At 34.1% G+C, this 8,971-nt stretch carries 6 protein-coding genes; 2 read left to right on the top strand and 4 right to left on the bottom strand.

Annotation, left to right across the window (positions count from 1 at the left end; all coding sequences use genetic code 11):
* The coding region (locus ASE40_RS02855) for a T9SS sorting signal type C domain-containing protein (protein ID WP_198530100.1) at window positions 1-2,308 on the top strand (2,308 nt) is incomplete at its 5' end.
* A 46-nt stretch (window positions 2,309-2,354) separates the two neighbouring features.
* On the opposite strand, the gene ASE40_RS02850 is transcribed toward ASE40_RS02855, so the two are convergent.
* From ASE40_RS02850 to ASE40_RS02835, 4 genes are all read right to left on the bottom strand, one after another.
* Window positions 2,355-3,221 (bottom strand): cupin-like domain-containing protein, encoded by an 867-nt coding sequence (locus ASE40_RS02850; RefSeq protein ID WP_057115287.1) that lies wholly within the window; start codon window positions 3,219-3,221, stop codon window positions 2,355-2,357.
* Between the two features lie 80 nt (window positions 3,222-3,301).
* On the bottom strand, window positions 3,302-4,390 hold the full coding sequence (gene bioB / locus ASE40_RS02845; RefSeq protein ID WP_057115286.1) for a biotin synthase BioB: 1,089 nt from the start codon (window positions 4,388-4,390) through the stop codon (window positions 3,302-3,304).
* A gap of 173 nt (window positions 4,391-4,563) precedes the next feature.
* The gene (locus ASE40_RS02840) at window positions 4,564-5,001 is read right to left on the bottom strand and encodes a hypothetical protein (protein WP_057115285.1); all 438 of its coding nucleotides are present in this window, start codon (window positions 4,999-5,001) and stop codon (window positions 4,564-4,566) included.
* Between the two features lie 117 nt (window positions 5,002-5,118).
* Window positions 5,119-6,048 carry a bifunctional riboflavin kinase/FAD synthetase gene (locus tag ASE40_RS02835; RefSeq protein WP_057115284.1) on the bottom strand — a complete coding sequence of 310 codons (930 nt, stop codon included), beginning with the start codon at window positions 6,046-6,048 and terminating at the stop codon, window positions 5,119-5,121.
* Between the two features lie 243 nt (window positions 6,049-6,291).
* Between ASE40_RS02835 and ASE40_RS02830 the strand changes: the two genes are divergently transcribed.
* Window positions 6,292-8,925 (top strand): reprolysin-like metallopeptidase, encoded by a 2,634-nt coding sequence (locus tag ASE40_RS02830; protein WP_241774312.1) that lies wholly within the window; start codon window positions 6,292-6,294, stop codon window positions 8,923-8,925.
* Window positions 8,926-8,971: the final 46 nt, after the last annotated feature.

Below are 8,971 nucleotides of genomic sequence, written 5' to 3'. Positions count from 1 at the left end.
AGCACCTGGAACTTATACAGGTACAATGACGATTTTGACATCTAATGGATGTTCAGCAACTCAATCAGTTTCTTTAACAGTGAATGGTAGTCCAACCATAAGTACATCGGGAATATTTACTGCTGTTTGCCAAAGTGCATCTGCACAAACAACGACTTTAAATTACAATTCTACAACTGGATCCCCAATTAATTATGCTATAGATTGGGTTACATTAACAGATCAGGGAACAACGTCATTTCCTTTCAGTTCTGGATCCGGAACTGTTATTAATGTTAATGTTCCGGCCAATACAGCAGCAGGGACATATAGTGGTGTGATGACAATTTCTACGGCAAATGGATGTCCAGTAAATCAGGGAGTTTCCTTAACTGTAAATGCAGTTTCTGCACCAACTGCCTCTGCGACACAACAGCCAAGCTGCGAAAATAATACAGGTATAATAACGGTCACTTCGCCTGCACCGGGAACAGGATATTCATATAGCATAAATGGAGTTGATTATAGTAATACTTCTGGTATATTTACAGGTTTGGCTCCTGGGCCTTATAATGTAAAAGTTAAAAATAATACCTCAGGTTGTGAATCTCCATCAACGCCTATTACAATAAATGTGTTAATTACTAAGACTTGGAATGGAAGTGTTAATGCTAATTGGGGAAATGCATCAAACTGGACTCCATCTGGGGTTCCTTTGGCTTCTGATTGTGTTAATATTCCTGCCTTGGCAACAAGTCCAATTATTTCGGGAACTAATGGCAGTTTTTTCGCAAATAGATTAACAATAGAAAATAATGGATCGCTAATTGTACAAAGTTCTAATACAATTACAGTGACAAATGAGGTAAACGTAGTAGGCAATGGGATTTTCATTTTTGAAAATAATTCCAGTTTAGTGCAAGTTTCAAATGCTGTTAATACTGGAAATATTATTTATAGAAGAAATACACAGCCACTAAGACGCTACGATCTTACCTATTGGTCTTCTCCAGTAACACGAGTACCAGCATTTACGTTACATGATCTATCTCCACAAACATTAGGAGATAAATATTTTAAATTTGATCCATTAACACGATGGATAACAATTTATAATGGAGCGGAGGAAATGGTTAAAGGAAATGGTTATAGCATTAGAGGACCTCAACCTTATGATACAAATTTAACCCAAGTTTATCCTGGAGAATTTGTTGGAGTTCCTAATAATGGACAAATTACAGGACCAGCTGCCGTTGCTGAGCAGTATAATTTACTTGGTAATCCATATCCGTCAGCAATTTATGCTGACCAGTTTATTCACGATAATGCAGCGAATCTTTATGGCACATTATATTTCTGGGTGCATAACGTTGCTCCAGCTCAAACTGTCCCTGGAAGTAGTACTTATTATTATAGTAATGATGATTATGCAATTTATAACCTATCGGGAATTACTACAGTTGGCAGTATGACTGGAATTGGAGCCCCAACGCCTGGAAATCAACAGGCGCCTCAAGGTTATATAGCTGCGGGACAAGGATTTCTTGCGAAATCAAAAACAGGTCAAAGTGTAGTTTTTACTAACTCTATGCGAGTGCCTGGTTATAACAGTCAATTTTATAAATCTGTAGCAACTGAAAAACATCGTATATGGTTAAACTTGACAAATACACAAGGAGCTTTTAAACAATTACTAATTGGATATGTAACTGGTGCTACAAATTCTTGGGATAATAACTATGATGCGATTACTATAAACGCAAATCCGTATATCGATTTTTATAGTATAAATGAAGATATAAAACTTGTAATTCAAGGGCGCGCAATTCCTTTCGTTGCATCAGATACAATTCCGTTAGGATATCGATCTGCTTTAGAAGGAGAATTTACAATTGCTATAGATCATACAGATGGGAATTTGGATAATCAGGTAATTTACTTGCAAGATAATGTAACTAAAACGATACACAATCTTAAAACAGGAGGTTATAAATTTACTACAACAATTGGAGTTTTTCCTGATCGCTTTGTGCTTCGATATACTAATCCTAACGATGCTGTTTTAGGTAACGAAAATTTTGAAAACCTTAATGGAAATATTTCTGTCTCAGTTAGAGAAAAAAATATTAAACTGCAATCCTTCTCAGATAAAGAAAATATCCAAGAAGCAGCTGTTTATGATGTTGGAGGAAAACTATTGTATCATAAAAAAGAAATTGATGATAAAGAATGGCTCATTACAAATCTGCATTCTGGACCTCAAGTGCTACTGGTAAAAATTACATTGGATAACGGAAAAACTGTAACGAAAAAAATAGTCTATAACTAAAGTAAAAAATCGGTTGGGAATTAAAACTCAACCGATTTTTTTATTATTAAGCGCTACGGCGTAAATTTTCGTTTGTATTTGTAATCGCCTTTTCGTTTTTATAATCAATCCATTTCTGGCCTTTAATTTTTCGCATCATAATATCAAAATGACGCATAATAAAAACATTATAGGCGGCTTTAGATAGATTGGCAATATTTTTAGGAAAAGCACGAAGACTCATAGAAAAACCAGGTGTCAAATACTTCATATAATGCCAATATCCTTCTGGCATATATAACATTTCTCCATGTTTTAGATTCGTAATATATCCTTCAGCATTTTTTAGAGCAGGAAATTTTTCATAATCAGGATTATCAAAATCAATATCTTCTCTCGAAATTAAAGCATGAGGTACTTTATACATATATTTTGACTGGTCTGGTGCGAAAATCATACACTGCTTTTCTCCATGAAAATGAAAATGAAGAATATTAGAATAATCAATATCGTAATGCATAAAAACCCTTGCATTTTCTCCACCAAAAAAAAGCATTGGTAATTGTTTGACTAATTTGAGACCAATATCCGGCCATAAAAAATCATTTTTTAGCGTCGGCACATCCTTCATTAAATTATAAAGAAAAATGCGGTAATTGGTGGGTTTTGATTCTAAAAGGTTAATATAGTCGCTCATTTTCATTTTCATATGAGCTTCATTAAATCCTTCTTCATGGTTTACAGGCCTATCATCGTACAAAGGAACGGTGATATCACCTGCGATATCATTAATATAGGATAATTTCCATTTTTGATAAGCCGGCCAGTCTTCGGTCAGTTCTTCAACAACAACTGGAATTTGTTTTTTTACATATTGGGAAATAAAATCTTCTTTAGAGATTTTCTTAACCCTTTCTATTTCTTTTAATTTCATTTTTATAAATAAAAAAATTGCTTATAACTCTGTGCATAAGCAATTTAATAATATTTATTGAAATTTATTAACTCTTTTAATTATTTTTTTGATCTGATCGAAGCATCAATATTTCTTTCTATTTTATGATTTGGTCGTGACCATTTAGGTTTTTCTCCCAAAGAATTAAATTGAGAATCGGAAGCTTCAACTGTTTTGGGCTGCATTATTTTAATAAAAGGTTTTTGCGCCATCATTCCCAAAGTTTCGAACATTTTCATATCCTCATTTACATCAGGATTTGGAGTAGTAAGTAATTTATCTCCTGCAAATATCGAATTTGCTCCTGCAAAAAAGCACATTGCCTGACCTTCACGTGACATATTTGTTCTTCCTGCAGACAAACGAACTTGTGTTTCTGGCATTACAATTCGTGTAGTGGCAACCATGCGAATCATTTCCCAGATTTCAACTGGTTTTTCTTCTTCCATTGGAGTTCCCTCAACTGCCACCAATGCATTAATTGGAACAGATTCTGGCTGTGGATTTAAAGTAGAAAGAGCTACAAGCATTCCAGCTCTGTCTTCAATACTTTCTCCCATTCCGATAATTCCTCCGCTGCAAACTGTAACATTTGTTTTGCGAACATTTTCAATAGTTTGTAAACGGTCCTCAAAACCACGAGTTGAAATTACATCTTTATAATATTCTTCAGATGTATCTAAGTTGTGATTATAAGCATATAAACCTGCTTCTGCCAAACGATGCGCCTGATTTTCTGTAAGCATTCCTAAAGTGCAGCAAACTTCCATATCAAGTTTGTTAATCGTACGGACCATTTCTAAAACCTGATCAAATTCTTCACCATCTTTTACATTTCTCCAAGCTGCTCCCATGCAGACACGAGAAGATCCATTAGATTTAGCTCTCAAAGCTTGAGCTTTTACCTGACTTACAGTCATTAGATCATTTCCTTCAACTCCCGTATTGTATCTTGCAGCCTGCGGACAATAGCCACAATCTTCTGGACATCCGCCTGTTTTTATAGAAAGTAAAGTGGAGACTTGAACTACGTTTGGGTCGTGTTGCTGTCTGTGAATTGTAGCTGCTTCATAAAGCAGATCCATCAATGGTTTATTGTAGATGGCAATTATTTCGTCTTTTGTCCAGTTATGTTTTGTAATGCTCATGGATAAATTGTTTTTTGGAGCATTAAAAGTAAGTAAATTATGATAACAGATTTATTAGCTTATTAAAAATGAAGATTTTCAACTTTTTTTCAAAAAAGAAACACTCTAAAATCATAGAATTAAGAATTTCTATGATTTTTAGAGTGTCAAAGTGTGTTTTTATTTTTGATTATTTAATCAGCAGCATATTTATTATTCCAGTACAGCATCATCATTAAAGTGACGATTACAGATGAAGCAATTCCTTCAAACAATAAACAAATACAATAAGTTGGTACTGATGGATTTCCTCCGAACAGAAATGTTTCAGATAGAGTTCTTACATATGCGTCTCCGCCTCGAGCATAACTGTAAACCAATAAGCCAAATACACTCATCGATACGCCGACTACAGACGTAGCCATTGCAGAAACAGCATTAGATACAAAATTGGTTTCTCCTTCACGAAGGTTCATCTGCATTGTTCTGTTTACACCATAGAATATAAAGAATACGTTAAGTGTTCTTAGATAAAACAAATTTGCTAACCCTAGTACATTCATCAATAAAAAATAAATGCCGATTCCGAGAAAAATCAAAAAACCGTTGGTAATTTCTTTAGGTAGTTTCATAGTGCTTATTTTTAAAGAAGTTAATAGTAAATATTTGAAAAACAGTCTTCTATCAAATTTACTAAAAAAATAACTACGATGATTTAAAAACAGCAAAAACTATAAGATGCGATTTTTTTAAAGAAGATTTATGAAAGCCAAGGCCTCAATTTGATCTTGATGAAGCTGCGCTTTTAACGCATCTACAGAACCAAATTTTTGTTCTTCGCGAATATAATGCAGCAATGAAACTTTAATATTTTGATCGTAAATGTCTTTGTCGAAATTAAAAAGATGAACTTCTATAGTCTGTTTATCACCATTAACCGTAGGGTTAAAGCCAATATTCATCATTCCATAAACAATTTCTTCGTTTATAAAAGCTTCTACAACATAAACACCAATTTTTGGAATTAGTTTATAATCTTCTTCGATGTAAATATTTGCAGTAGGAAAACTAATAGTTCTTCCCAGTTGTTTTCCTTTTACCACCGTTCCGTTTAAAAAGTAATTGTATCCTAGATATTCGTTGGCCAAAGCCATATTTCCTTCTTTTAAAGCATTTCTGATTTTAGTAGAACTTACCGAAACATCTTGAATTTCTTCGGCAGATATTTGTTCTACTTCAAAATCATACTCTTTTCCAAAAGCAATTAAATCATCAATGTTAGCAGTTCGATTGCGTCCAAAACGATGATCATGTCCAATAATAATTTTCTGAATCTGGAATTTATCCACCAAAATAGTATGAACAAACTCTTCTGCAGTCAATCTTGAAAAACTTTCGTTAAACGGATGAACAATTAAGTTTTCTATACCAGTTGCCTCAAGGAGTTCTGTTTTTTCGCTAATAGTATTCAGCAATTTGATCTCTGATTTTTCTTGCAGAACCATTCGTGGATGCGGAAAAAAAGTAAGTACAAGACTTTCGTATTTTCCGTTTTCAGTATTTTGTGTAATTCGTTCCAGAATTTTTTTATGACCAATATGCACGCCGTCAAAGGTACCAAGAGTTAAAATTGTTTTCTTGGTTGACTGAAAATCGTTTATAGAATGAAAGAGCTTCAAAACAAATTATTTAAGATGCTGCAAATTTATACTATTCTGTTTTAAATTTAATACTCTGATAAATTGAATTTTCGTTGAGTTATGCTTTTCTTTTTGTGAAAATAAGCTGACTCGTCGATTAAATAACATTAATTGTCTTATATATTGTACAATTTAAATTAATTGAAGTAATTTTGATATTATATCTTACAGAGTATGAAAAAACTATTACTTTATATATTTCTTATTTTTTGCTGCATAAACATGAAAGCTCAAAACAATGTTTTATGGCAAAAAGTAACTTCTTCATCATCGCTTTCGCGAAAAGCAAACGTTTTAGATTCGGGAAAACTGTATTATAAATTAAATGCAGATCTGCTTAGTGCCAAACTTGCCTCAACTACAAGTAAATCGGCTTTAAGCAATACAACCGAAATAACGATTCCGAATACAGAAGGAACTTTAGAACGTTTTTCGGTTTGGGAATCCTCTAATTTTGATCCTGAATTGCAAGCCAAATATCCAGAAATTAGAGCTTATGAAGGAAGAGGAATAGATGATAAAAATGCTAAAATACATTTTAGTGTTGCTCCAATCGGATTGCAGACCATGGTTTTTCGTGTGGCAAAACCAACAGAATATATTGAACAAAATCCAGATGATAAATCAGAATATGTTCTGTTTAAATCTGCAGATAATGCAGATTCGAAAATGCGATTGGATTGTAAAACAGCCAATTTAGTTTCAGAAAATAAAGCATCAAATACAGCAAAAACAACTTCTAATGCCAAACAATTTAAAACATTTCGTTTAGCATTATCGTGTACGGGAGAATATACAGCCTTTTTTGGCGGAACAAAAGCCGGAGCATTAGCAGGTATGAATGCAACCTTAACTAGAGTGAATGGTGTTTTTGATAGAGATCTTTCTGTAAAAGTTGTTTTGATTGCTAATAATGATGCAGTTATTTATACAGATGCTTCTACAGATCCTTATTCTGTTCCATCAGTTGGGGCAGCAGATCCTGGAGGAACTTGGGGGCAAGAAGTTCAGACTACTTTGACGAATGTAATTGGTAGTGCTAATTATGATATTGGACATTTGTTCGGAGGTTCGGGCGGAGGCGGTAATGCAAATTGTATTGGCTGTGTGTGCGTAAACCCAACTTCTAGTGTTCCTTTAGGAAAAGGGAGTGCCTATACTTCACCATCTGATGCAAAACCTCAAGGAGATACTTTTGATATCGATTTTGTTGCTCACGAAATGGGGCATCAATTGGGAGGATCGCACACTTTTTCTCATGCCGGAGAAGGAACAGGAACACAATATGAACCAGGAAGCGGTTCTACAATTATGGCCTATGCTGGAGTAACAAGAAATTATGATGTTCAAAGTAATTCTGATGATTATTTTTCTTACGGAAGTATCAATCAAATACAGAATAATTTAGCGGGGAAAACTTGTCCGGTAACTACTGCTATAACTAATAATCCGCCAATAATAAACGCAGGAGCAGATTACACAATTCCTATAAGTACACCTTTTGTTTTAACAGGAACGGGCTCAGATTCCGAAGGTAATTCTATAACCTACACTTGGGAGCAGTTTGACAGTGCAATTACCACTTTTGGATCTAATAGTATTGCTTATCCAACAAAACCAGACGGACCAATGTTTAGATCACTCCCGCCCACAACTTCACCAGTTCGTTATATGCCAGCTTTGAGTTCTGTGCTAAACAATCAGTTGACGACAACTTGGGAATCTGTTTCGTCTATAGCAAAAACAATGAATTTTACTTTAACAGGAAGAGATAACGCGCCAGAAGGAACAGCTCAAACCAATACAGATGCAATGGTTGTTACAGTAAGTGCTTCTGCAGGACCGTTTGCGCTAACTTCTCAGAATGTTGATAATGTTGGCTGGGAAAAAGGATCAACACAAACGGTTACTTGGAGTGTCAACAATACAAATACGCTTCCAGGCTCTACAAATGTCAATATAAAATTATCTCTAGATGGAGGTTTAACGTTTCCGATTATACTAGCTGCAAATACTTTAAATGACGGTTCTGAGACTATATTAATTCCATCGAATATTGATGCGTCTACTAATTGCAGAGTTTTGATAGAACCTGTAAATAATATTTATTATGCTGTAAATAGTAATCCATTTGCAGTTGGCTATACAGTTTCTACAAGTTGTTCTACATATAATTTTGAAGGCGGATATTCGACTGGTAACGGAAGCACTTTCATAAGTAAAACCGTTGCAGTGCCAGCGTCAACAGGAACTATCTCAGATGTAAATGTATCTGTGAATGTTACGCATGCAAGATTTTCAGATCTTGAAATTCAGATTGTAAGTCCAAGTGGAACAGTTGTAAGTTTATTTAATAAAAGCTGCGGCAGTACAAATTCAACTCTAGCACTTCAGTTTGATGACAGCGGAACTGCTTTAAATTGTAATGCGACTACAAGTCAAATTGTAATTCCAGCTAGTTTATTAAGTGCTTTTAATGGAGAAAATCAACAAGGAAATTGGACTTTTAGAGTGCGAGATGCAGTTCTTGGAGCTTTAGGAACAATAAATTCTGCTTCAGTCAACATCTGCAATAGAACGTATACACTTGGAAATTCAGATTTTGAAAATATAGATTTTGCCTTGTATCCAAATCCAAACAAAGGAAATTTTACCATTCAATTTAACCGAGATTCAGTAAAAGAGATAAAAATTTATGTTCATGATATTTTGGGAAAATACGTTTACAGTAATACTTTTCAAGGTTCAGGATATTTTATTCAAGATATTCAATTACCAAATGTACCAAATGGAGTATATCTAGTTACAGTTATTGATGGAGATAAAAGAACAATCAGGAAAATTTTGGTGAATTAAAATTTTAAAAACCAAAGATTTAAAATCCAAATTCCAATAAAAGCTG

The sequence above is a fragment of the Flavobacterium sp. Root935 genome (assembly GCF_001429295.1).
GTDB lineage: Bacteria > Bacteroidota > Bacteroidia > Flavobacteriales > Flavobacteriaceae > Flavobacterium.
This window is presented reverse-complemented; position numbering and strand designations above follow the sequence as displayed.